Source organism: Planctomyces sp. SH-PL62, assembly GCF_001610895.1.
GTDB lineage: Bacteria > Planctomycetota > Planctomycetia > Isosphaerales > Isosphaeraceae > Paludisphaera.
The window spans coordinates 3,502,474-3,526,637 of record NZ_CP011273.1; the positions used below are offsets into that span (position 1 = coordinate 3,502,474).

Sequence of the window (24,164 nt, forward strand, 5' to 3'; positions counted from 1 at the left end):
GGCGTCGCGGAGATGCTCCTCGACGGCCTGGTGAGTCATGATGACGAGCGGGACGGGGCCGGGCTCGTCGCCGGGGGACTCCGTGGGCTCGTGCTGGATGACGCTGGCGATGCTGATCCCCTTGTCGCCCAGGGCCTGGGCGATGGCCGCGATGACGCCGGGGCGGTCGGCGATCAGGAAGCGGAGGTAGTTGCGGCGGCGGAACCGGCTCTCCGGCAGGAGGGTGGCGGGGGGGCGTCGGCCGACCAGAAGTCCAGGATGCGCGAGGTCAGGATCGCGCGGCCGGCGACGACGTCGATCAGGTCGCCGACGACGGCCGACGCGGTGGGCATCATGCCGGCGCCCCGGCCGTAGAAGAGGGTGTCGCCCACGGCGTCGCCGACGGCCCGGATCGCGTTGTAAGGCCCGTGGACCTGGGCGAGCGGGGCGTCCCGGCGGACCAGCGTCGGGGCGACCCGCAGCTCCAGGCCGCCGTCGACCAGGCTGGCGTGGGCCAGGAGCTTGATCGTATAGCCCAGCTCGCGGGCGTAGGTCAGGTCGGCCAGCTCCAGGCGGTCGATCCCCTCGCGGGGGATGTCGGCCGTCTTGACGTTCGCCCCGAAGGCCAGCTGCGCCAGGATGGCGAGCTTGTGGGCGGTGTCGGTGCCGTCGACGTCGAGGGTGGGGTCGGCCTCGGCGTAGCCGAGCGCCTGGGCGTCGGCGAGGGCGTCGGCATAGGCCATCCCCTCGTGGGTCATCTGGGTCAGGATGTAGTTGCAGGTGCCGTTGAGGATGGCCGCCAGGCTCTGGATCTGGTTCGCCGCCAGGCCGACGTTGAGGGCGTTGACGATCGGCACGCCGCCGCCGGCGCTGGCCTCGAAGGCCACGGCGCGGTCGGCCGCACGGGCCGCCGCGAAGATCTCCGGGCCGTGCTCGGCCAGGAGCGCCTTGTTGGCCGTGACGACGTGCTTGCCGGCCCGGAGCGCCTCCAGGACGATCCGCCGCGCCGCGTCGACCCCGCCGATCAACTCGACGACGATCTCGACGTCCGGGTCGTCGATCACCCGACGGACGTCGTCGATGATTCGCACGCCCTCGAAATCGGCCTCGCGCCGCTTCGAGAGGTCGCGGACGACGGCCCACTTGCAGTCGATCCGACGCCCCGCGCGACGGGCGATGCGGTCGGCCTGCTGCGTCAGGAGTCGGGCCACGCCCGCGCCCACGGTCCCCAGTCCGACCAATCCCACACTGACCTGTTGCATCGCGATCGCCGTGAAGCGTCCCGGGAGAAAAGAAAGGGGATGAGGCCGCCCCGGAGGGCGGCGCTCAAGTCTAGGTCCCGGCCGCTCGATCCGCAAGCCGACCGGGACGGGGTCGGGTCAGGTCCGGGCCGGGACCGTCGGCTTCGAGCCCCGGCTGATCAGGATGATGCCCAGCTCGTAGAGGACGATCATCGGCGCGGCAAGGAGCGTCATGCTGATCGGGTCCGCCCCGGGGGTCAGCAGGGCCGCGGCGACGGTGATGATGAGGATCGCGAACTTTCGCTTGGACCGGTAGTCGTCCGCCGTGAAGATCCCGATCCGCTGGAGGAAGAGCATCACCAGGGGGGTCTGGAAGGCCAGGCCGAAGACCAGGGGGAGGATCGTCGCGAAGCTCATCCACTCGCTCAGCCGGAGCGTCGGGGCCACGCCCAACCAGACGTTGAAGTCCAGCAGGAAGGCCAGGGTCAGCGGCAGCACGAACGCGAAGCAGAGCACGATCCCGCTGATGAACAGCCCCAGCGAGACCGGCAGGAACCGCATCACGTAGTGCCGCTCGTGGCGATAGAGCCCCGCCGCGATGAACGCCCAGATCTGGTAGAAGACCCAGGGGCTGGCGATCACCAGGCCCGAGACGAGGCAGACCATGAAGTAGATCGTGATCGTCTCCAACGGGCCCAGCGAGATCAGCGAGTTGTCGATCTGGTACGTCGACTTCTCGCTGAGGCCGATCACGTCGGCCAGCTTGTAGCGGATCGGGAAGCTCAGGGTCCGGCCCTGGACCGCCTCGGCGTCGGGGAGCTTCAGGTCGGGGGCGACCTGGCGGATCGCGTCGAAGAAGGCGCCGGCGGCGACCTCGGCCTGGACCGGCGGGGAGACCGTCTTGGCGTCCTCGGCGGCCTGGGCCTTCTTGGCGTATTCCTCGCGGTAGAAATCCACGAGCGCCCCCTTGGCGGGGGCTTCCATGCTCTCCATCACCCGCTTGCCGATGTCGAGGGGGGGGATGAAGACGATCAGGACGCCGACGAACAGGCCGGCCAGCCCCAGGATGAGCCGCACGCGCAGCTCCTCGAGGTGCTCGCCGAAACTCATCGTCACCATCGTCTGCTCTTCGGTGAAGAGGTCGCGATCGCTGGGCATTGGACGTGAACCAACGGGGGGGATGCGCCCGCCGCGAAGGGGCGTGGCGTCGGATGGAATGCGGAGGAGACGCGGGCTGCCGCGGCCAGTCCCGAGGCCGGAGCCCTTGGCGGGCGGCGCCGCGTGTCGGCCTCTCTGGGACGGCCGGTCGCGCGGGGGCGTTCCTGTGGTGACGAGTCTAGCACCCGGACCCCGGAATTGCCAGGCCTCGTCCGGCCTCGCCGACGCCCGGGGGGAGATGGACGACGACGCGCCGCGACGTTACAACTGGCTGGGGTCAGGACGGATCGCCCCACCCGCGCACGAATCGCAACCCAGGATGGAGACCCTCGCGATGCAGCCGCCCCCCCTCGAACCACTCGCGTTCACGCCGATCCTCCGACGGCTCGTCTGGGGGGGCCGCAGGCTGGGGACGGTGCTGGGCAAGCCGATCGGCGACGGCGACGACTACGCCGAGAGCTGGGAGATCGCCGACTACCACGACGCCGTGAGCGTCGTTCGCGACGGCCCGCTCGCCGGGACGACACTCCGCGACCTGGTCGAGAACCGCCCGGCGGAGCTGTTCGGCCGGGGACGGGCCGAGGCGCAATTCCCTCTCCTGGTCAAGCTCCTGGACGCTCGCGAGCCCCTCTCCGTCCAGGTCCACCCCGACGACGCGCTGGGGAGGGAACTGGCCGGGGACCGCGGCAAGACCGAGGCCTGGGTCGTCCTCGCCGCCGATCCCGGCTCGCGGATCTACGCCGGGCTGAAGGCGGGCGTCGGCCGCGAGGACCTGGAGCGGGCGATCCGCGAGGGCGCGGTCGAGCCGCTGCTCCACCAGTTCGAGCCCCGGCCGGGCGACTGCGTGCTGGTGGAGGCGGGGACCGTCCACGCCATCGGCGCCGGGGTCCTGCTCGCCGAGATCCAGCAGACCTCCGACGCGACCTTCCGGGTGTTCGACTGGAACCGGGTCGACGCCGCGGGGAAGCCCCGGGACCTGCACGTCGACCAGGCCCTCCGCTCGATCGACTTCGGCCGGGGGCCGGTCGACCCGATCGTCCCCGCCCCGCTCGTGCTGGAGGACGGCGACGTCCGCGAGCCGCTGGTGCGGTGCCGATACTTCGAACTGGAGCGCTGGACGATCGAAGCCCCGGCCGAGATCGGCCGCGACGATCGGTTCACGATCTTGATGGTGCTCGACGGCGAGGTCCGGGCGCGGGGGCCTCGGGGCGACCTGACGTTCCGCAAGGGGGAGACGGTCCTCTTGCCGGCGACGATCGGCCCGACGATGATCATCCCCGTGGGCCGGGCCGTCGTCCTGGCCTGTCAGCAGCCCTGATCGAGATCGCGCGGAGCCGTCGCCGGAGACCCCATGGCCGAGGAACCGAAACATCCCAACGACCCGGATCGGGTCCACCTTCGCGACTGGCTGGGCCTGGCCCGGGCCGTCCCGGCGGCCTTCGACGTCCGCAAACTCCTCCTTGCCGCCGTCGGCCTCCTCGTGCTGGAGGCGGGCTGGTCGGCGATCGGCCGGCTCGCGCCGGACCCCCACCTGGACTCCCCGCGCGTCCTGGGGTTCGCGAGCCTCTACGGCGAACTATTCGAGCCGCCTGGGGCTTTCGTCGAGGCGCTGCGACGTCCGGCCTGGAATCTGACCCGGCCGGTGCGGCTGCTGGTCGAGCCGCTGTCGGCGATCTTCGCGATCGACGGTCTCGGCGGGGACGTGCTCTCCTCGCTGGGGAGGCTGGTGCTCGCGGTCGTCGTGATGGGTGTCGTGGGAGGCGCGATCTGCCGGCTGGCGGTCGCCGAGGCCGGTACGGGGGATCGGGCGGGGCTCCGCGAATCGCTCGGGTTCGCATTCCGCAACGCCTGGGGGCTTTCGGCCGCACCGCTCTATCCCCTGGCGATCGTGCTGCTGCTGGGGGGGGCGTCGGCCGGATTCGGCCTGGTCGCGCGGTTTCTGCCGTCGCTGACGGCGGCGTTGTTCGCCGTCCCGATGCTCCTGGGGCTGACGTCGGCGGCCTTTCTGGTCCTCGCGATCGCGACCTGGCCGCTGATCCACGCGGCGATCGCGGCCGAATCCGAGGAGGCCGTGGAGGCGATCGGCCGGACGTACGGCTACGTCAAGCATCGGCCCATGACGCTGGCGGCGTGCGTCGCGGCGGCCTGGGCGCTGGGGACGCTCGGCCTGGCGGCGTTCGAGGTCTTCCTCTGGGCGGGGATGCACCTGGGAGTCTGGGGGATGGGCCTGGCGGCCTTCCCCTCCCGGCCGGGGGCCATCGGGGGAGAGATCGAGGCCTGGACGGCGGTCGTCGGCCTGGCACTCCAGGCCTGGACGTTCGCCTTCTTCTGGAGCGCGGCCGTGCGGGCCTACCTCCTGTTCCGTCAGGACGTGGACGGGGGCCTAAGGCCCGGGATCGCGACGACGGCGGGGGAGGCGGGGGGCTCGGCGGCCCTGCGGTAGAGGGCGGCGAGCTTGTCGGCCTCGGCGTCGAGGTCGAAGCGGGCGCGGAGGTCCGTCCGCGCGGCGGCGCCCAGTTCGAGGGCGGCTTTGGGGTGGTCGACGAGGTGGAGCAGGGCGTCGGCCAGGCTCGCGGGGTCGTCGGGGGGGACGAGGAGCCCGGACCGCCCCGCCTGGATCAGCCCGCGAAGCCCCCGGACGTTGGACGCGATGCAGGGGACGCCCTGGACCAGGGCCAGGGTGAGCGTCCGCCCGGTGCTGGGCTCCCGCGCCGGCTGGCAGTAGACGTCGACGGCCGACCAGAGCCGGGGGCCGACGACGTCGAACTCGGCGACGGTCACGCGCTCGTGGATGCGGAGGGCCGTGGCGCGGCGGCGGACCTCGATCGAGTCGCCCCCCTGGACGGCGATCAGGAATTCCAGGTCGCGGCCCCGGGCGAGGACGATCCGGGCGGCCTCCAGGAAGGTGTCGAAGCCGGTCTCGGCCAGGGGGGGCCCGGCGACGGCCGCCACCGGGACCTTGCTCGAGGCGACCCGGGGCGCGGAGGGCTCGACGGCGACCCCGGGGGGGATCACCAGGGCGCGATCGGCCGGGACGCCCAGCTCGTCGACGAGGACGTCTCGCAGCTCCTCGCTGGAGACCACGAAGGTGTGCAGCCAGCGTCGGCTGATCCGCAGCCCGTCCTCGGCGACCAGAAAGTCGTCGACGGTCTGGATGTAGGGGATGCGCCAGGTCTCGGCCATCGCCAGGGCCGTCTCGGCGGTCTCCTCGTGGACGGCGTGGAGCACGGCGGGGCGGGGGACCGTCCGGCCCTGGAAGACCCGGCGGACGGCCAGGCCCTTGAGCCAGCGTCGCCCCAGCGCGGGGATCGCCGAGACCCGGGGGTCGTCGAGCGCGTCGGCCCGGCTCGTGCAGATGGCGCGGGGGGCGATCCCGCGCGCCTCCAGGCGGTCGAGCAACGGGCCCAGGGGCCAGCCGTCGTCGTCGAGCCCCAGCCTGCCGGCCAGGATCACCACGTCCAGGGGGATGTCGCCGTCTTCTCCGTCCGCCACCGGCCCCCTCTCCCGAAATCTCGGCGACGTTCGTCGTTCGCGGCCCCGCGCGGCCGTTGGAATCGCGGGGCGGCTGGATTATAGTGATCCCGTCCGAATGATCGGCACAACTTGCGCCCGCGAACCCGTCGAGCCCACGGAATGACCCCACAGCAATCGACCGCCGCCGCCCCCACTCAGGAACACCTCTACGCCCTGACGAGCCGGCTGCTGGACAACGTCGGTCAGGTGGTGCTCGGCAAGGCCGAGCCCATCAAGCTCGCCGTGGTCGCGCTCCTGGCCCAGGGCCACGTCTTGATCGAGGACGTCCCCGGCGTCGGCAAGACGCTGCTGGCGCGGGCCCTCGCGGCCAGTATCGACTGTTCGTTCCGGCGAATCCAGTTCACCCCGGATCTCCTGCCGTCGGACGTCCTGGGATCGAGCGTCTTCCACGCGCCTTCGAGCGACTTCGTCTTCAAGCCGGGCCCGGTCTTCACCAACGTCGTGCTGGCCGACGAGATCAACCGGACCACCCCCCGCACCCAGAGCGCCCTGCTGGAGGCGATGAGCGACCGCCAGGTCTCCGTGGAAGGGGTCACCTACCCGCTGGAGGCGCCGTTCATCGTGCTGGCGACCCAGAACCCGTATGAATTCGAGGGGACCTACGTCCTGCCCGAGAGCCAGCTCGACCGCTTCATGATCCGGATCCGGATGGGCTACCCGATCCGGTCCGAGGAGCGTCGGCTGCTGCACGACCACCGCGCCGGCGAGCCGGTGACCACCCTGCGCCCGGTGCTGACGGCCGCGGACGTGGTGCACCTCCAGGACGGCGTCCGCGGGGTCCGGGTCGACGAGGCGATCGCCGACTACCTGCTGGACATCGTCCACCTGACCCGGCGGAGCGAGGACCTGCACGTCGGCGTCAGCACCCGAGGCGCCCTCACCCTCTATCGCGCGGCCCAGAGCCTGGCGATGGTCTCGGGCCGGGACTTCGTGGTCCCGGACGACGTCAAGTCGCTGGCGGTGCCGGTCCTGGCCCACCGCGTCCTGGGCAAGTCGTTCCTCCAAGCCGGCGAGTTCGGCGCGGCGGAGGCCATCATCCGGGACATCGTCGATCGCGTCAAGGTCCCCACCTGACCCCCGCCCGATCCGGCGGGACGAGGGGGCGCAGGCCCCGAAGGAGATCCGACGCGACCGGGAGGGATCGAACGATGAGCGTGGAGGAGAAACCCCGGACCCCCCGCCCCCGACGAGGGGCCGGACGCCTCGCCAGGGGGCTGATGCAGGCCCTGGTGCCGACCGAGCGCACCCTGGTGACCCGCGAAGGGTTCTGCTACTTCGCGGTGATGCTGGTTTTGCTGGCGGCGGGGATGCTCCAGCAGATCAACCTGATCCTCCTGGTGGCGACCACGGCGGTCGGGCCGTTCATCGCCTCGTGGTTCGGCAGCCGGGCGATGCTCCGGCGGCTGAGCGTGCTGCGGCGCTCCCCCGGCTACATCTTCGCGGGCGACCCCCTGGCGGTCGACTACACGCTGGAGAACGGCCGGCGGCGGATGGCGGCCCTGGCCCTCTTCTTGGAGGACCAACTCGTCCCCGGCGAGCGCGGGGCGACCGGCGCGATCTCGTCGCCTCGGGTCTTCTTCCCCCGCATCGCCGCCCGCGACCGCGGCCGGGTCCGCTGGCAAGGGGAGGCTCCCGGGCGAGGCAGGTACCAGTTCCAGAGCCTCGACCTGGGGACCCGCTCGCCGTTCGGCATCGTCGAGCGTCGGGTGACGATCCCGCTGCCGGAGCAGCTCTACGTCTATCCCCGGATCGGCCGCCTCACCCGCCGCTGGTTCCAGCTCCAGCGCCAGACCAGCGAGAACCGGCTGGGGCGGCGGCACGACCGATCGGCCCAGCAGGAGGAGTACCACGGCCTCCGCGACTACCGCTCCGGCGACAGCCTGCGGTGGATCCACTGGCGGACCTCGGCCCGCCGCGGCGAACTCATGGTCAAGGAGTTCGAGCAGCAGAACGAGCAGGATCTGGCGATCCTGATCGACCCCTGGCTGCCGCGCACCAAGGTCTCCCCCCAGCAGCGCGAGGCGATGGAGCAGGCGATCTCGTTCGCGGCCACGGTCTGCCTGGAGACCTGCCGTCGCCAGGGCCGTCGGCTCGTCCTGGGCTGGACCGGGGCGACCCCCGGGGTGATCCAGGGGCCGGCCTCGGTCAAGCTGCTGCACGAGATGCTGGAGCAGCTCTCCCTGCTCCGTCCGATCAACGAGGGGGGCCTGGCCGAACTCTTCGACGCGCTTCCCCAGGCGACCCTGCGGGACGCGCTCCTGATCGTGGCCTCGACCCGGCCGGTCAACCTGATGGAGGAGGCCGAGCGCTCGACCCACCTGAGCTCCGGCTCGGCCCGGAACTTCGCCGGCCGGGTGATGGCGTTCAACGCCTCCCAGGGCGAGCTCGACGGCCTGATCCAACTGGCCGACGCCGACTCGCGGGGTCTGCTGGAGCAGCGGGTCTCCAACGCCGAGAGCGACCGCTACACCAGCCAGGAGGAACGCCGGCGCGGGATGTTCTCCGGTGACGTCGAGGACGAAGGGGTCATTATCGAAGAGACCGTCGCGCCCGATGAGCCCCCGGCCTGGCGGGAATGGAAGGGGGGGCGGTCGTGAACAGCTATCTCGTCTACCGCGCCAGCTTCTACGTCATGATGACGGTGGCCGCCACGGCCCTGAGCGTCGACGCCTCCGACGACCCCGTGAGCTGGCTGCTCCCCCCACTGGTGGGCGCGGCCGGGCTCGTCGCCTTCCTGACCGTGGACCGCAACCCGAACTGGGCGCTGCCCACCGGCCTGGCCTCGCTCCTGGGCCTGGGCTCCCTGGCGCTTCTCTACGTCGAGTATTCGATGGACGACAGCCAGGCCGTCCGCTGCCTGGGCCACTGGCTGGTCTCGCTCCAGCTCATCAAGTACTTCCTCCCCAAGTCGAGCGAGGACGATTGGGTCCTGTTCCTGGTCGGGCTGATGCAGGTGCTCATCGGCGCGGTCATCAACGTGGGCGATCAGGTGGGGGTATGGCTCTTCGTCTGGGCCGTGCTGGCCGTCTGGGTGCTCGGCCAGTTCTTCCTCCAGCGCGAGGCCCGGAGGTTCCTGGCGACGGCCCCGGCGCGGGCCCGCGTCCCCCTGGAGCCGCTGCCGGACGACCCCTACCGCAACCTGTTCGACGGGGCCTACTTCTCGGCCACGGTGCGGGTCCTGGCCCTGACGCTGGGCCTCGGTTTCTTCTTCTTCCTGGTCCTCCCCCGGCAGCAGGGGGTGACTCGGGCGCGGTTCGGGACGACGGCGACGAAGCACCTCACCGGCTTCGACGAGGAGGTCGCCCTGGGGCAGCTCGGCGAGATCCTCGAGAACGACTCCCCGGTGATGACGGTCGAGTTCTCGGACGAGGACCGGGCCCCGGTCCCTCCCCCCCCCGAGCCGCTCTGGCGGGGCGTGACCCTGAACAGCTATGAGAAGGGCCGCTGGCGACGCCAGAACTACCGCTCGATGCGGACCTTCCCGACCTACCGGGCGGGCCGCCGCAAGGTGATCCGCCAGGCCGTGAAGCTGGAAGCCAACGACTCCCCCACGCTCTTCGGCCTCCGCCCGTTCGTGGAGGTCTCCACCGGCCGGCGGCTGGCGCCGTCGCTCAACGCGGTCGACGGCACCGTCTTCCGCGCCGAGTCCCGCGGCGCCTACGACTACGAGGTCATCTCCGACGCCGATCCCGCCGCCATCCAGAACGGCGAGGAGACCCCCTCCGAGGATCGGCTCCGCAACGTCCTGCTGGCCTGCCCCGAGGACGTCGAGGAGGCCTTGAAGAAGGTCGCCGAGCCGATCGTGGCCGCGATCCCCGCCGCCGACGTCCGGGGGCGGGCCGGCGCCATCGAGGCCTATTTCCACGACTCCCGGATCTTCGCCTACACCCTGGAGATGGGTTCCGTCGACGGTGCGATCGACCCCGTCGTGGACTTCGTCCTGAACCGCAAGGAAGGACACTGCGAGTATTTCGCCAGCGCCATGGCGCTGATGCTCCGATCCGTCGGCATCCCCTCGCGACTGGTCAACGGCTTCAAGGGGGGGGACTGGAACGACTTCACCCAGTCGATGACCGTGCGGCAGAAGCACGCCCACAGCTGGGTCGAGGCCTACCTCGGCCGCACCGAGCAGGGCCAGCCGATCTGGGTCACGTTCGACCCCACCCCCGGCAACGAGCGCGACCGTTCGGTCGCGCAGGTGGGGGGCCTCGCCTCGAACTTCCGGAGCTTCACCGACCTCTTCCGCTACGTCTGGGTCTTCTACATCCTCGGCTACGACTCGAACCGCCAGACCAAGCTCATCTACAGCCCGGTGAAGCTGCTGGCCCAGCAGATCAACGCCGGCTACGCCATCCTCTGGAAATGGGCCTCCGAGACCTTCGTCGGCCTCTTCCAGTTCCGCAACCTCCAGTCGCTGATCAGCGTCAAGGGCTTCGTCGTCTCGTTCCTGCTCCTCACCCTCCTAGCGGTCGTCGTCAAGGGGGCGATCTGGCTGATCAAGCGGATCGCGGCCTGGTGGCGGGGGCCGTCCGACGACGGGCCCGGGGCGACCGCGGGCATTCTGTTCTACCGCCGACTGGCACACCTCCTGGCCGACTACGACCTGAGGCGGGCGCCGGCCGAGACCCAGGGCGAGTTCGCCCACCGCGCCTTCCGATTCCTGAACGGGCGGGGCGACGGCGGTCAGCAAGTCGCCGCGCTCCCCGAGAAGGTCGTGGAGGCGTTCTATCAGGTCCGCTTCGGAGACCGGGACCTGTCGCCGGAGACTCTCGCCGATCTCGAAAAGAGCCTCGACCAGCTGGAAGCTCGATTGGCCGAGCCGGCCGCCCCCTGAGCCGCCCTCGGCCGTCGCCCGCCGTGCGGGGAAGGCCTCGTCGGCCGGTCCTACCGCGAAGGGGTCCAAAGCAGGGCGCCCGCGCGGAGCGGCCCTCGGCGCGAGGCCAGCCCGCGGTTCGCCTGGAGCAGAATCTCCACGCCGCTCCGGTCGCCGTAGACCCGCAGGGCCACGTCTTCGAGCGTCTCTCCCGCGGCCGCCACGGTCGTCTCCGGCTCCCCGCGTGGGATCACGATCAGCTCCGAGGCCGGCGCCGTCTCGATCGCCACGGCCGCCGGAGGCTGCGGCGCCGGGGCGGGGGCGGCGGCGGCGGGCGAGGGGACGGTGACGGGCGGCGAGCGTCGCGGCGCCGGGGTCGTCGCAATCCTCGTCGACGTCTCGGCCGGGCGCCTCGGCGCGGGCCGTTCGGGAGGCGGCTCGGGCCTCGGTTCCGGTTCGGAAGTCGGCGGGGTCGGGGCCAGGGCTGGGGCCGCCTCCGCGACAGCGGCGACGACCGGCGCGGGGGGACTGGCGGGCGTGACGCTCGCGATCGGGGCGATCGGTTGCACCGGACGCGCGGTCGTCTCGGCGGGAGCCGGCGACGGTCCGGAGACGGAGGCGGAAGCCGGTTCCGGTTGGGGAATCGGGGGCGAGCCCGACGCGGCGGGTTCCGTCGATGCCGGAGCGGCGTCGGCGGCGGGCTCCGTAGTCGCAGGTGGCGGCGGCGGGGCTTCGGGATCGGCCTGGGGCTTCACCGACGACTCGGTTCGGCCGGGGGAGGACGTGGCGATCGTCGTGCTCCCCCCCGCGGGCTCGACGGGGCGGAGCACCACAGCGAAGAAGCAAACGATGAACACACTCAGCAGCATGCTGGGTAGGATCTGGCGGTTCATGGTGCGCGTCTCGAAGGGGGCGGGGGCGTCGTCGGAGGGACTGCGCCTCATCCTTATTCATTCAGGTCGACGGTTTCGCCCGCCGACTTGAATCATTTTTTCGGGGCGTTCCGGCGGCGCATCTCGGAGCCGATTGACGACTGATTAGGAGTGGGCGCCGAGCGAAACGCGCCGGTACGGCGCCGATTTCGCCGAACTCTCGGGGGGCCGCCGGCGAAAGGAAGGAGTCCTCGCAACATCCGCCGATCCGTCGAAGTCTCGTTTTCGAGAGGTTTTGGCGAATTCGTCGATTGTAGGGACGACCTTGTCCGAACCGGAGCCTAGAGCTACTATTGGCGCGACGGACAGGGCGCCTCCCGTTCACCTCCAGATCAGGTATTCAGGAACACATCCCTATGCCCCGACTTGCATTACGTCCGCTCTCGCTAGTCGCGATCCTGTTCCTGATGGCGGCGATCGTGGGTGCCCAGGCCCCGGTGCCGACCACGGAGGATCAGGAAATCGCCCGGACCGTGATCGAGCTGCTCGAACGCGGCCACATGGCCCGTCCCGTGATCGACGACGAGATCTCGGAGAAGTGGTGCGACAATTTCATCAAGGATCTGGACCCCCAGAAGTACTACTTCTTGAAGGCGGACGTCGAGGAGTTCAAGAAAAGCTCCAAGGATCTGGACGACCAGGTTCGCGAGGGGAACATCAACTTCGCCCGCACGGTCTTCGAGCGCTATCTCCAGCGCCAGGACGAGCGCTACAAGACGGTGACCGAGTTGCTCCAGAAGCCGATGGATTTCACGGTCGACGAGTTCCTGGCCGACGACCCCGACAAGATCGACTACGCGGTCGACAAGGCCGAGGCCGACGAGCGGTGGCGGAAGAAGCTCAAGTATGAGCAGCTCCAGCTCCGGATCGACGGCTCAATCGAGCCCGCCGAGGTCGTCCAGAAGCTGACCGTGCGCTACCGCGACCGCAACCGTCTGTTCCACCAGTTCGATTCCAGCGAGCTGCTGGAGGTCTACCTGTCGAGCCTGACGCGGACCTTCGACCCCCACTCGTCCTACCTGAGCGCCAAGAACCTGGAGGACATGCTCAACCAGCAGCTCCACCTGTCGCTGGAGGGGATCGGGGCGTCGCTGCGGTCCGAGGACGGTTATGCGGTCGTCGCCGAGGTCGTGCCCGGCATGGCCGCCGACAAGGACGGCCGGCTCCAGCCCGACGACAAGATCGTGGCCATCCGCAAGGATGAAGGCGGCGAGATCGACCTGGTGGAGAAGAAGCTGAGCGACGTCGTCCGCTACATCCGAGGGCCCCGCGGCACCACGGTCCACCTGATCGTCCAGCCGGCCGGCACCAAGGAGCGCAAGGAATACTCGATCGTCCGCGAGAAGGTCGAGCTGACCGAGCAGCACGCCAAGGGCAAGGTCCTGGATTCCGAGGTCGACGGCAAGGCGATCAAGCTGGGCGTCATCAACCTCCCCGCCTTCTACGGCGACACGATGGCCATCCTCCGCGGCGACCCGAACGCCGTGAGCGCCACGGCCGACTGCCGCAAGCTCCTGGGCGAGTTCAAGCAGGCCGGCGTCGACGCGGTGATCGTCGACCTCCGCGACAACGGCGGCGGGCTCCTGGAAGAGGCCAAGACCCTCTCCGGCCTGTTCATCGACACCGGCCCGGTCGTCCAGATCAAGGAAGTCGTCGGGGTCAAGCACCTGGACGACGACGACGACGGGACCGCCTGGGACGGCCCGCTCGCCGTCCTCATCAACAAGTCCAGCGCCAGCGCCTCGGAGATCTTCGCCGGCGTGATCCGCGACTACGGCCGCGGGCTGATCATCGGCGACTCCAGCACCTTCGGCAAGGGGACTGTTCAGAGCATCGTGAACATCGGCGAGCACGCCCGGCGTCGCGACCGCACCAAGAACCGGGGGGCCCTGAAGCTCACCATCCAGCAGTTCTTCCGGGCCAACGGCGACAGCACCCAGATCAACGGCGTCGCCCCGCACATCCACATCCCCTCGATCCGCGACTACATGGACGTGGGCGAGGGGAAGATGGACAACGCCCTGAAGTTCGAGAAGGTGGCCCCGCTGGCCCACGACAACTACAACCGGACGCCCGACGACCTCGTCGCCGCCCTCGAAGCCCGGTCCGCCGAGCGTCGCAAGGCCGACCCCAAGTTCCAGAAGCTGGATGAGCGCATCAAGCTGTACGTCGAACGCAAGGCGAAGCACTCGATCCCGCTCGACGAGGCCAAGTTCAAGGCCGTGTTCGTCCCCGACGACGAGGAGAAGGCGGACGACGAGAAGGAGAAGAAGGACAAGAAGGCCAAGAAGAAGTACATCGAGCGCGAGGTCTGGATGAGCGACTTCTACAACGACGAAGTCCTCCGGATCGTCGGCGACTACCTGACCCTCGGCTCCAAGGTCCTCGCCGCCGCCCCCGTCCGGGCCGCCGCCGTCAACGAGTGAGTTGGATCGAGCGGGCGAATCGCCCCTTGATCCAGCAGACCGAACGACCGAACGGGCCGGGCTCGCCTCACCGCGACGCCCGGCCCGTCGGCGTTTCGAACGCGGTCGCCCGGATCACGGCTTCTCGACCAGGCCCAGGGCGATCCGGGAATCCGTCAGGAGACGGTCGAAGCGACGTTGCAGCTCCTGGTGGGTCATGTTGCGGGAATCGCATTCGACCTGGGCGAGCGTCTCGAACGGGGCGTCCCGCCCGTCTCGGCGCTCGAGGAGCAAGGTCGTGTGATGGCAACCGTGGTCCCAGCGGAAGCGCACCAGGACGTCGTTTCGGTCGTAGCTCAACAGGCCCGGCCGTGTCTCGCCGACGCCGACCACGGGGGTCCAGTCGGCGGCCGTCAGGGTCGGCTCAAGCTCGTCCCGGAGCAGGGCGAGCCAGCGATTGAAATCCTGCAAGGGGTGGGCCTTCCCCTTGTTGAGGCGGGCGTCCCGACGACATCGCCGGCAGAGCCTCGCCCCCGAGTAGAGGGAGCCCTTCGCCGTCTCGTACCACCATTGCTGCTGCGCGGCGGTCCAGACCTCGTCCGACCCGCACGAGGCGCAGGTGAAGGGGAGGTCGAGGTAGTAGCCGCGCTCGACGAAATCGGGCGGGAAGTAGCTGTTGCAGGGCGAGAGGGCGGCGGGGTCGACCGGGACGGCGTCCTTCATGGCCGCCTCGCGCCGACGCCGCTCCCGGTCCTCCGCCTCGCGACGCTTGCGGTTGTGGTTCATGAGGGGTCCGGAAGGCTCCGAGGCCGTGACCCCCCGCGACCTCAGCCGACCACGTTGATCGGCTTGCCGGCGGCGTAGGCGGCGACGTTCTCGACCGTGGCGGCCATCAGCCGCTCGCGAGCCTCGGCGGTCGCCCAGGCGATGTGCGGCGTGATGATGCAGTTCTTCGCCTTCAGCAGAGGGTTGTCGGGCGCGATCGGTTCGCGAGTGACGACGTCGACGGCCGCGCCGGCGATCACGCCTTCGTTCAGTGCGTCGGCCAGATCCCGTTCGACGACCAGGGCGCCCCGGCCGGTGTTGATCAGGAAGGCGGAGGGCTTCGCCCTGGCCAGCCGCTCGCGACTCACCATCCCCTGCGTCGTCGGCGTTAGAGGGCAGTGCAGGCTGACGACGTCGGCGCGTTCGAAGGCTTCTTCGAGCGTGAGGGCGGGGATCGGGTCGTTCGGGTCGGCCGGCTTGCCGCTGGGGCGGTGCGCGACGACGTTCATGCCGAAGGCCTGGGCGATCCCGGCCACGCGGCGGCCGATCTGGCCCAGGCCGACGATCGCGATCGTCTTGCCGGCCAGCTCGATCAGGGGCGTCTTGCGGATCGAGAAGTCGGGCTGGGCGGCCCATTCGCCGGCGAAGACGGCGTCGGAGTGGAGGCCGACGTGCAGGGTGAGTTCCAGGAGCAGGGCGAACGTCACCTGGGCGACCGAGTCGGTGCTGTAGCCCCGGACGTTGGAGACGACGATCCCGCGCTCCCTGGCGGCCTCGACGTCGACGCAGTCGAAGCCGGTGGCCGTGACGGCGATGAACCGCAGGTCGGGCAGGCCGGCGATGACGTCGCGGCGGATCGCGCACTTGTTGACGATCAGCACCTCGGCCCCGGAGGCGCGCTCCAGGACCTCATCGGGTTCGGTGACGTCGTGGTAGGCGACTTCGCCGAAGGGGGCCAGCCCGGCCCAGGCTTTGGGGTCGTCATTCAAGGTCCGCCCATCGAGCACGACGATTTTCACGGTGGATTCATCCTTCGAAAAGCGAACGCCCCCGGGGAAGGCCCGGGGGCGGCGGGTAGGCGGTCGGTTCAGCGTGCCGCGGCCTGGGTCTGGGACTCGCCCCTGGAGGCGCGGAGGGCGGCGGCGAGGACCATGTCATAGCGGGGGTCGCCGATGGTCGATTCGTCGGCCGGATCCTTCTCGGGATCGGCGTCCGGGGCGACGGGCTTGGCGGCGACGCGGGTCTGGACGGGCATGTCGGGCGAGACGCCCCGCTCGCTGTACGCCCGGTCGTGCGGCGAATAGAACTTGGCGGTGGTCAGCTTGAGCCCGGCCGGGGCCGATCGGAGCGAGAAGATGCTCTGGACCGAGCCCTTGCCGTACGTCCGGTCTCCCACGATGACCGCCCGCTTGTGGTCCTGGAGCGCCCCGGCGAGGATCTCGCTGGCGCTGGCGCTGTCGCGGTCGACGAGGACGTACATGGGCATCCTCCAGCGGGGGCGGCCCCCGGCCTGGAAGACCTGGCTCTGGCCCGAGGCGCGGCCGCGAGTCGAGACGATGACCCCCTCGTCGAGGAACCGGTCGGCGATGTCCACGGCCACGTTCAGGAGGCCTCCGGGATTGCCCCGGAGGTCGAGCACCAGCGTCCGCATGCCGAGGTCGACGAGGCCCGAGATCGCCTGGTCCATCTCCTCGGTCGAGCTTTTCTGGAAGCCGGCGAGCTGGATGTAGCCGATCCCGCGAGACTCGTCGACGATCTTGGAGCGGGTGACGCTCTCGACGTCGACGTGGCGGCGGACCAGGCGGACCGTCCGGATGGTGGCGTCGCGCTTGATGATCTCCAGTTCGACGCTGGTCCCCTCGGTCCCTTGCAGGCGATTGGCGGCGTCGTCGAGGGCCAGGCCCTTGACGGGCTGGCCGGCGATCTTGGTGATCTGGTCGCCCGCGCCCAGGCCGGCTTCCCAGGCCGGGCCGCCCCGGATCACGCCGACGAGTTTGAGCCCTTCCGGGGTCCCTTTCAGCTCGACGCCCAGGCCGACGAAGTTGCCGTCGATCATGGCGTAGAGGTCTTCGAGCTTGTCGGGGGTCAGGTAGCTCGTGAAGTCGTCGAGGGCGTCGCAGGCGCCGTAGGTGAACTCCAGGAGGACCGGCGTGGCTTCCATCCCCAGGCCGTGACGGGCCAGGTCGGCGGCCGACAGGGCCAGGGCGAGCGCCCCGTCGCGATCGGCGACGTCCAGCCGGCCCCGCATCGTCTTGAACTGCTCGCGGAGCCAGGCGATCCGCTCCGGCTCGGTGGCGGTGGCGTTCAGCTTGAGGAAGGTCGGGTCGCGGAGGGCGACTTCAAGGTTGTCGAGGCCGTGGCGGAGCAGGGGCTCCAGGGGGACGTCGTCGACGTAGAAGTTCTGGATGCGTTCCAGGACCTCGGTGTAAAGCTCGGACGCCTGGTGGCGGGGGAGCTTGAGCAGCACCGTCCGGAAGCTGGCGTCATGGTAGCGCTTGCCCAGCTTGAAGTGAAGCTCGCAGAGGCGTAGGCGGCGCCGGAAGTCGGTGCGGCTGGGCCACTGCTCGAGGGCGCCCCGGTAAGTCTCGATCGCCGACGACCAGTTCCGGCGACGCTCCTGGTCCAGGCCGCGCTCGAGCGCGGCGTCGGGGGCCTCGCCGTTCGAACGCTCGATCGACGCGTTCGATGCGGCCGGGCCCTCGAGCGGCGCGGCCGGGCTCGACGAGCCGGGCGTCCAGAATAGCAGCGCCGCGAGCAACCAGGCCAAGCGAGGGGTTCCGATCCGGCGCATGGTCGACCGTCCTCCCGGAAGGAGGCGGTGCTGGGAAGGAGGCCAACCCGCATCAGGCGCCGCTAGGGTGGTCGTCGATCGAGGATTACGACGGTCGAGGGCTTTCGAGTCCGGCTCCGACGGTCATCCTGAGGATTCAACCCACTGGCCTGCTGAGATTTGCGTTCGCAAGCACCGCATCCGTCTGTTGCAAATCGATAGATGTCGTTCAATCAGGCGGTCACGACGTACGCCGAGCCCGCCCGCCCGGGCCGGCTCGAGATCGGTCGATCGACGGGGGCCGAATTCCACCGGGTCCCCCGCTCGATTCGAATTATAACACACGAGAAAACCCCCCACGGACGGGAATCCAGGGTGAATCGGGGAGGCCTCGCAGGACGAGGTGCGGAATCAGCGCAGACCGGAAATCTCGTCGACGTGGTATGTCCGGCCCGCGTCGAGATTTTCGAGCCGCACGACCTTGCCCGAGGGCCAGGTGATCGTGATCTCGTCGACCTTCTCGGCCTGGCCGAGGCCGAAGGTCAGGGGGTGCTCCACCGACGAGAGATAGCTCTTGGCGGGGAAGAGCTGGCGTCGGCTGGTTTTGTCGCCGACTTTCACGGCGACCTTGGAGCCGATGGCGTCGCGATTGGACGCCTTGCCGTCGCCGGTCAGTTCGAGGCGGACCCAGCGGTTGGCGTTCCCGCCGTCGTTGCGGAGCAGCCGGGCCGGGGCGTTGTTGGCGGTGAGGACGACGTCGAGGTCGCCGTCGCCGTCGATGTCGGCGTAGGCGCTGCCGCGGCCGACCATCGGCTTGAACAGGTCGGGGCCGGCGGACTGGGCGTCGATGTTCACGTACAGCTCGCGCCCGGGCCGGCCGGAGTTCCACAGGAGCTGGGCCGATTGTTCGTAGGCCTCGCTGGCCTGGACCTTGGAGATGTCAGGCTCCAGGTGGCCGTTGGCCGAGAGCAGGTCGAGGCGGCCGTCGAGGTCGTAGTCGAAGAAGAAGAGGCCGAACTTCAGCGGGGGCTGGGTGGCGGCCCCCAGGCCGTAGAGGTTGGCCAGGTCGGAGAATTGCAGGCTCGACGGCTGGTCGGTGACGTAGAGCGCGGTCATCTCGTTGGCGAAGTTGCCGATGGCCAGGCCGAGGCGGTCGTCGTCGAGGAAGTAGGCCCAGTCGCAGCCCATCCCCCCCCGGGGCGAGCCGGACTGGTCGAACGCCACGCCGGAGAGGAGCGCGATCTCCTCGAACTTGCCGCCTCCCTTGTTATGGAAGAGGAAGTTCTGGACCGTGTCGTTGGCGACGGCGACGTCGACCAGGCCGTCGCCGTCGACGTCGAAGGGGGCGACGCCCAGCGACTTGCCCAGCGGGGCCTTGAGGTCGGGCGTGCGGACCTGGACGCCCGAGTCCTCGCTGACGTCCGTGAACCGGCCGCCGTCGTTGCGCAAAAGGACGCAGAGCGAGCCGTTGAACGAGGTGGGGGGGCCGTAGGCGCGGCCCAGGCCGGTGAGCTGGAAGCCCTGCACCTTGTCGATGTCGGGGGTCCAGGTGATGTAGTTGCAGACGAAGAGGTCGAGGTCGCCGTCGTTGTCCATGTCGAAGAAGGCTGCGCCGGAGAGCCAGCCGTTGGGGCCCCTGGCGTTGGCGGCCTCGCTGACGTCCTCGAACTTCCCCTTGCCGTCGTTGCGGAAGAGGTGGCCCCGGCCGACGGCGGTGATGTAGACGTCGGGGTGGCCGTCGTTGTCGTAGTCGCCCACGGCGACCCCCTGGCCGTAGAACGTCTTGTCGAGCCCGGACACCCGGGTCACGTCCTCGAACTTCCCGCGGCCGTCGTTGCGATAGAGGCGTTGGGTGGGGGCGGGATCGGCCTGGTCGCCGGGCCAGGGGGATGAGTTGACCAGCAGGAGGTCCTGGTCGCCGTCGCCGTCGTAGTCGAGGAAGGCGGCGCCGGAGCCCATCGTCTCGGGGAGGAGCTTCTCGCCCCTGGCTCCGTTGAAATGGGTGAAGTCGACGCCCGACTCCTTCGTCACGTCGACGAACTTGACGGTCGGCAGCGAGGCGGGCTCGACGACCTTGGGCCGCGTGGGCGCGACCGCGGCGGCGACGGTCGTCGGCTCCGGGGCCCTGGAGCAGCCGCCGGCCGCCAGGGCGAGCGCGGCGACGAGCGCCGGCGTGAGGAGGCGGCGCGGCGACGGCGACGGGATCGGTCGGTAGGTCATAGTCCACTCTCCTCGGAGCGTGCGGGGCCTTCCGGCGCGGTCGTCGCGGCGGTCGGGTTCGGAGTCGGATTCGGGGGCGGGTCGATCCCCGGCGCGCCGGGGCGGTTCAGAGGGTGGATGACGATGGGCTGGGCGTTCATGTTGGCGGCCGGGTCGTTCCGGCGGGCGATGGCGAAGGCCCGGCCCTCGGCCGTCTCGTCGGGCTTGAGCCGCTCGTGGAGCGCCTTGTGGCCGACCTCCAGGATCCGGCCGATCGCCGACCGGACCTCGGGGTCCGCGGCCTGTTCCCACGCGAGGGCGAGGCCGTCGGTGACCTCGTACAGCGGCTCCAGACGGGACTGGTCCCTGGGTCGCGGGCCCTTCATGTAGCGGGAGACGTCGGCGGCCAGCTTGAGCGCCCGCTCCTTGCGGGCCGCGACGGGGGCGCCCGCGTCGGCGACGCCGGGGACCTGCGCCGCCAGGCTCTCGGGGTCGATCGGCTCGCCCGGGGCGTCGGGCTCGTCCGGCTTCGGGCCCCAGGCCGGGTCGCCCAGGGCCAGCCCCAGGCCGTAATGCGAGGCGACGTCCTCGGGATCGATCCTCACCGTACGGTGGTAGTTCCGGATCGCCTTCGTGAGCCACGCCTTGCGCTCCTCGCTCTCGATCGGCTCGATCCGGGCGCGGCTGTAGCAGGCCTGGGCCAGCTCGTTGATCACGACGTAGTCGAGGCTGAAGTCGAACTTCCGCTCGGGGATGCGGGTGTTCAGGACCGACTCGAAGTTGGCGACCGCCTCGTCGAGCAGGCCGTTGCGGGCGTTGATCTGGCCGGTGAGCCAGTTGATCGTCCAGGGGGCGGCGGGCTCCTCGTGCGCGGCGGCCTTCTCCAGGGCCGCCAGCGCCTCGGGGATGCGACCCTCCTTCTGGTAGACCCGCGCCAGGTTCACCCAGCCGTCGGCCTTGCCCAGCTCGGCGACCTTGAGGAAGACCGGCTCGGCCTGCTTCAGCTCGCCTTTCTGGCCCCCCTTGTCGCCCCCTTCGAGCAGCAGGCCGATCCCGTAGTCGTTCCAGCGCTGCCAGGTCTCCTTGATGGGGGAGGGCTCGTTCTCGACCGAAGGGCCCCCTTCCACCGGCAGCTTCACGGAGTCCCTGGCCATGAGGGCGATCGGGATCTCGGGCCCTTCGCCCTTGCCGAACAGGAAGTTCATGTAGGTCCGGTCGAACTTGCGGTAGTTCACCCGGGCCTCCAGGGTGATCGGACCGGAGGTCCCCGTCGGCAGGTCGAGGCCGAAGTGGACGACCTGGCCGGCTCCGGGGGGGATCTGCTTGTTGTAGAGCGGGACGAAGATGTCCTGCGGGTTGCGGCGGTCGATCCGGTTGCCGTGGCGGTCCAGCATGTAGACGTTGATGAAGTGCGAGTACGGGTCGACCGCGCCGTCCTCGCCGATCCCGCCCGAGCGGCCGACGATCCGGTCGCCGTCGCGGGCGATCAGCTCGACCCAGATCTCGTTGGAGTCGGCGGTCCCCTGCGTCAGCGGGTGGCCCAGGCCCAGCGTCCGCACGACGGCCTGCACGAGATACTTGCCGCCGGGCTTGAGCGTCGGGACTTCGGGGCGGAGCGGGCCCAGGAAGGGGCCGTCGATCTCGCCCCCTTCGCGGAGGGCGAACAGGTCGATGCGGACCTTCTTGTCGGCCAGGTACTTCTCCTGCGCCGTCGCCGTCTTCGAGTCCCCCTGGAAATGGGCGAGCGCGGTGTTGGCGCCGAGGAACGTGTGATCGTGGATCTGGCGCCCCCCCTTGCTCGCGAAGTCCTGGGTGCCGAAGTCGTTGGAGTCTTTCAGCTCCATGTGGCAATCCGCGCAGTTGGACTTGGCGACTGGCGGGTAGTAGAAGCTCCGGGCCCCGTGGCCCGAGACGCCCGACAGCAGGTGCGTCGTGTAGTGGTCCTGGCCCCTGGTGAAGTCCTTGTACTCGTTGAGGGCGAACGGCAGGCCGACCTTGTGGCACGTCGAGCAGAACTCGTTCGAGCGGATGACCGGCTTGAGGAACGTCTTCTTGTGCATCTCGGGCTTGGCCTTCACCAGCGTGTGGTTGATCCACCTGAGGATCGGGTCCTCGCTGAAAGCGAAGGGGTAGTGTTCGGGTTCCTCGATGGTATAGGCGGCGTTCCCTCGGGTGTTGTTGACGGTGGTGATGGCGTGGCAGGTGGTGCAGGTGATCCCCGCGTGCGCGGTGGGGTCGTTCACGTCGTCGTAGTTCGGGTCGTCGAACTGGCCGGAGAAGAAGGGGACGGGGTCGTGGCAGCCGGCGCACCAGCGGGCCGCCTGGGTGGTGCCGTCGCGTTCCACGGAGACCTGCCGCGTCTCGCGGACGCTGGCCAGATAAGCCTTGTTGTTGAACGAGCTGAGGCGGTGCGCCGAGTGGAACCAGCCGTCGTAGGCGTCTTTATGGCAGTTCAGGCAGTACTGGTCCATCATCAGCGTCTCGGCCGGGATGAACTTGCCGTTGGCCGTGACGGCCTCGGAGGGATAGAAGTACTGCTTGGCCGACTTCGGCCCCCGCGCGCCGAAGGTCCGTGGGTCCTGGAAGTGGAGCACCCCCATGACCACCGCGAACCCCACCACCGGCATCGCGAACCGACGCGCCCAGACCCAGCGGATCCGAGGCCCGGCCAGGCGATGCTTGACGTAGAGCGCGACCGCCAGCAACGGGGCGACGACGTGCGCCCAGTAGCCCGCGTCGCGGATCCGGACGTCGCGGACCTCGAAGCCGCCGATCCGCACGAGCATGATCCCCGAGACCAGGACCACGATCCCGACCGCCAGCAGCGCCAGCCCGTAGTTCACCGCCGACTTGTTCGGCCGCTTCCACGAGGTGACGAGGTGCGCGAGCCCGAACGCCACGAACGGGACGACGAGCAAAAGCCCCAGGAGGACGTGCAGGAGGGCCATCAGGAAGTAGAAATAGGTCTGCTGCACGCTGGCGGTGTACCACGTCAGCGCGGTGACGCTCGATAGATAGAAGCCGTTGGCCGCCAGGACGGCGAAGGCGATCAGGATGGCCCAGAGCAGCGGCCGGAGTTTCGGGCCGATGGCGGGCTTGTACACCCTCCCGGCGCGGTCGCGGGGGGTGGCGGTGGGCGTCGACATGAATGGGCTCCGGTCCCCCGCCGCGCGTCCGGCGAGGCGAACTCGTCGAGGATCTGGAAGAAGGAAGAATGATGCGGGATGGAGGGCCGATCCGGGATCAGTAACGGGAAGTCGCCGGCGTCCGATCCGGCGGCAGCGCGAGCGCCGCGAGGGTCGAATCGACCTCGGGCGCGACGGCGTCGCGGGCCGACTCGGGCATCCGCCAGACGAGGAACAGGGCCCCCTCCGAGCGTGCGAATCCGACGGTGATCTCGCGGGTGGGGGTCAGGGTCGCCCCCGGAGGGGCGACGGCCGCGTTCAGGCCGCTGGGGGCGATCTCGGACCCCGTCCCCGGCGCGACGATCTCGACCCGGGCCGCGGGGACGCCGGCGATCGTCTCGACGCGACGTTCCACGACCTGGAAGCCCGGGAGATGGGTCATCCGGTTGACCATCGATTCGACGATCTGTTCGGCCGTCCCCTCGGGGATCGGCGGCTTTCGGTAGACGGTGAGCGACGAGCCCGAGGGCCCCGACCAGGCCGCCAGCCGGACCCCGGGGGCGAGCCAGGTCGAGCGGTCGACCGGCTTCCAGGCCCCGGAGAGCGCGAGCGGGGGGGCGGCCGTCGGGGCCGTCGACGAGAGGTCGCACCCCGACCCGAAGAGGATCAGGACCGACGCGACGATGCCGATGCCGACGTCGCGACGCGCGAGGACGAGCGATGCGTGAGCCACGCCTTAACCCTTTCCCATGCCTGGAAAGTCGCGTTGTTCCGATGAGGAGACGGACGTCAGGAGGGACGGGGGGACGGTCGGGGGCGTGGCGATGAAGGTGGGGGCGATGGGCTCCTCGGCGGGGCGGAGCGGCGAGCCGACGGCCGGGGGGGTCGCGATCGCGAGCGACGCAGTCGAGGCGGACGGGGCCGGGGGGACGTCTCGGCCCGAGTGAGAGGGGGTCTCCACCTCGCACGGGAGCGGACGGAAGGCGGCGGGGGCGGCCGGAAACTCGACCAGGATCGCCGGGCCGGTCGTCGCCCAGGCGTCCCACGACGTCGATCGCGCGAGGATCGGGCGATCCGGGACGTGGCAGCCGCCGGCCCGGGAGTCGCGCGCGGAGACGGCGAGGATCAGGGCCGCCACCGCGATCGCCAGGCGGGGCCGGGATCGTCCCATCTTCGGGCGACCGGAGTCATCCAAGGTCCAAGGGCTCCGCACGATTGAACAGGCGAGGCTGAGAGGGATCGT

Annotated in this window: 17 protein-coding genes and 1 pseudogene; 6 read left to right on the forward strand and 12 right to left on the reverse strand. The window is 70.1% G+C overall.

What is annotated here, in order from left to right:
• Positions 1-48: 48 nt before the first annotated feature.
• The 3 genes and pseudogenes from VT85_RS29180 to tatC form a co-directional block, all read right to left on the reverse strand.
• Positions 49-249, reverse strand: a pseudogene (locus VT85_RS29180) (ACT domain-containing protein); the annotation flags it as partial.
• A complete protein-coding gene (locus VT85_RS13645; protein ID WP_231871376.1) occupies positions 174-1,241 on the reverse strand; it encodes a homoserine dehydrogenase in 1,068 nt (355 codons plus the stop codon). The pseudogene VT85_RS29180 and the gene VT85_RS13645, both read right to left, overlap by 76 nt.
• Before the next feature lie 117 nt (positions 1,242-1,358).
• Positions 1,359-2,378 (reverse strand): twin-arginine translocase subunit TatC, encoded by a 1,020-nt coding sequence (tatC, locus tag VT85_RS13650; protein ID WP_068416041.1) that lies wholly within the window; start codon positions 2,376-2,378, stop codon positions 1,359-1,361.
• Positions 2,379-2,712: 334 nt separating this feature from the next.
• Between tatC and VT85_RS13655 the strand changes: the two genes are divergently transcribed.
• Positions 2,713-3,696, forward strand: coding sequence for a type I phosphomannose isomerase catalytic subunit (locus tag VT85_RS13655; protein WP_068421994.1), 984 nt, complete (start codon positions 2,713-2,715; stop codon positions 3,694-3,696).
• A gap of 33 nt (positions 3,697-3,729) precedes the next feature.
• The gene (locus tag VT85_RS13660) at positions 3,730-4,821 is read left to right on the forward strand and encodes a hypothetical protein (protein ID WP_068416044.1); all 1,092 of its coding nucleotides are present in this window, start codon (positions 3,730-3,732) and stop codon (positions 4,819-4,821) included.
• Here VT85_RS13660 and VT85_RS13665 read toward each other — a convergent pair.
• A complete protein-coding gene (locus VT85_RS13665; protein WP_068416047.1) occupies positions 4,743-5,870 on the reverse strand; it encodes a glycosyltransferase family 4 protein in 1,128 nt (375 codons plus the stop codon). The two genes, VT85_RS13660 and VT85_RS13665, sit on opposite strands and share 79 nt — an antisense overlap.
• A gap of 141 nt (positions 5,871-6,011) precedes the next feature.
• On the opposite strand from VT85_RS13665, the gene VT85_RS13670 reads away from it, so the two are divergent.
• From VT85_RS13670 to VT85_RS13680, 3 genes are all read left to right on the forward strand, one after another.
• A complete protein-coding gene (locus VT85_RS13670; RefSeq protein WP_068416049.1) occupies positions 6,012-6,986 on the forward strand; it encodes an AAA family ATPase in 975 nt (324 codons plus the stop codon).
• Between the two features lie 74 nt (positions 6,987-7,060).
• Positions 7,061-8,509, forward strand: coding sequence for a DUF58 domain-containing protein (locus VT85_RS13675; RefSeq protein WP_082858589.1), 1,449 nt, complete (start codon positions 7,061-7,063; stop codon positions 8,507-8,509).
• Complete coding sequence (locus VT85_RS13680) at positions 8,506-10,746, forward strand: DUF3488 and DUF4129 domain-containing transglutaminase family protein (RefSeq protein ID WP_197490680.1); 2,241 nt, start codon at positions 8,506-8,508, stop codon at positions 10,744-10,746. The genes VT85_RS13675 and VT85_RS13680 overlap by 4 nt, the downstream gene beginning before the upstream one ends.
• A gap of 50 nt (positions 10,747-10,796) precedes the next feature.
• On the opposite strand, the gene VT85_RS27670 is transcribed toward VT85_RS13680, so the two are convergent.
• Positions 10,797-11,669, reverse strand: coding sequence for a tail protein X (locus VT85_RS27670; RefSeq protein WP_156512865.1), 873 nt, complete (start codon positions 11,667-11,669; stop codon positions 10,797-10,799).
• Positions 11,670-12,013: 344 nt separating this feature from the next.
• Here VT85_RS27670 and VT85_RS13695 point away from each other — a divergent pair, with 344 nt between their 5' ends.
• Complete coding sequence (locus VT85_RS13695; RefSeq protein WP_068416062.1) at positions 12,014-14,083, forward strand: carboxy terminal-processing peptidase; 2,070 nt, start codon at positions 12,014-12,016, stop codon at positions 14,081-14,083.
• Between the two features lie 114 nt (positions 14,084-14,197).
• Here the strand turns inward: VT85_RS13695 and VT85_RS13700 are convergent, their stop codons facing one another.
• The 7 genes from VT85_RS13700 to VT85_RS13730 form a co-directional block, all read right to left on the reverse strand.
• Positions 14,198-14,848, reverse strand: a complete 651-nt coding sequence (locus VT85_RS13700) for a zinc-ribbon domain containing protein (RefSeq protein WP_068416064.1) — start codon at positions 14,846-14,848, stop codon at positions 14,198-14,200.
• A 41-nt stretch (positions 14,849-14,889) separates the two neighbouring features.
• Positions 14,890-15,846, reverse strand: coding sequence for a D-2-hydroxyacid dehydrogenase (locus VT85_RS13705; RefSeq protein ID WP_068416066.1), 957 nt, complete (start codon positions 15,844-15,846; stop codon positions 14,890-14,892).
• A 68-nt stretch (positions 15,847-15,914) separates the two neighbouring features.
• Entirely contained in the window at positions 15,915-17,594 is a 1,680-nt protein-coding gene (locus tag VT85_RS13710; protein ID WP_197490682.1) for a S41 family peptidase, read from the reverse strand.
• 414 nt (positions 17,595-18,008) lie between these two features.
• Positions 18,009-19,817, reverse strand: coding sequence for a CRTAC1 family protein (locus VT85_RS13715; RefSeq protein ID WP_068416071.1), 1,809 nt, complete (start codon positions 19,815-19,817; stop codon positions 18,009-18,011).
• Positions 19,814-22,942: a tetratricopeptide repeat protein gene (locus tag VT85_RS13720; protein WP_082858590.1), complete on the reverse strand. Its 3,129-nt coding sequence runs from the start codon at positions 22,940-22,942 to the stop codon at positions 19,814-19,816. The genes VT85_RS13715 and VT85_RS13720 overlap by 4 nt, the downstream gene beginning before the upstream one ends.
• 97 nt (positions 22,943-23,039) lie before the next feature.
• Complete coding sequence (locus VT85_RS13725; RefSeq protein WP_068416073.1) at positions 23,040-23,654, reverse strand: hypothetical protein; 615 nt, start codon at positions 23,652-23,654, stop codon at positions 23,040-23,042.
• Between the two features lie 3 nt (positions 23,655-23,657).
• Positions 23,658-24,092, reverse strand: coding sequence for a hypothetical protein (locus tag VT85_RS13730; protein ID WP_068416075.1), 435 nt, complete (start codon positions 24,090-24,092; stop codon positions 23,658-23,660).
• Positions 24,093-24,164: the final 72 nt, after the last annotated feature.